1 protein-coding gene is annotated in these 533 nt (G+C 41.8%); it reads right to left on the reverse strand.

Annotated elements, in window-relative coordinates; genetic code table 11:
* The coding region (locus ACYVRH_RS14335) for a hypothetical protein (RefSeq protein WP_461257548.1) at positions 1-533 on the reverse strand (533 nt) is incomplete at both ends.

The following is a 533-nucleotide window of genomic DNA, read 5'->3' on the forward strand; positions in this document are numbered from 1 at the left end:
ATGTTTTCCTTCAATACCCCAATTTACGGTACGCTGTATTTCTTCCGAAAGGAAATCGTTTAAAAAGCGGATGATTCTTACAGGGTCTTTTGCGCTGACGCTGATTCCCATTCCTCGCAGTAGATTTGGAATAGTTATATTGCGATAATGCGGCCTGATATTTTCGTCAAAAACGATTGGAAGCGGAGCCATAGTGCGGTTATTCTCACCACGATCCCTATTCGCCAAATCCGCCGCGTATATGAATTGCCAACCCTGAACACTCTGCCCCAACACACGACCAGATGCGATTTTCGCCTGATACTGGTCATAATTGTCTGTAAAACTTGTCTTGTCGATTAGTCCTTTCGCATTAAGTTCATTCAACTTTTTAAACCAACGTTTGGAAATATCCATTGTAAAGAAATTTTTGTATTCATAGGTAACGGGGTTAACAACGCCATTCCCATCGTTAGGATTACTGGCAAGAAAGTTTGGCGGATTCCAAAGTTCAAAAACGCGCCAGTCATCGGTAAGTATGGTAAAAGGAATAG

The sequence above is a fragment of the Treponema sp. R80B11-R83G3 genome (assembly GCF_054786115.1).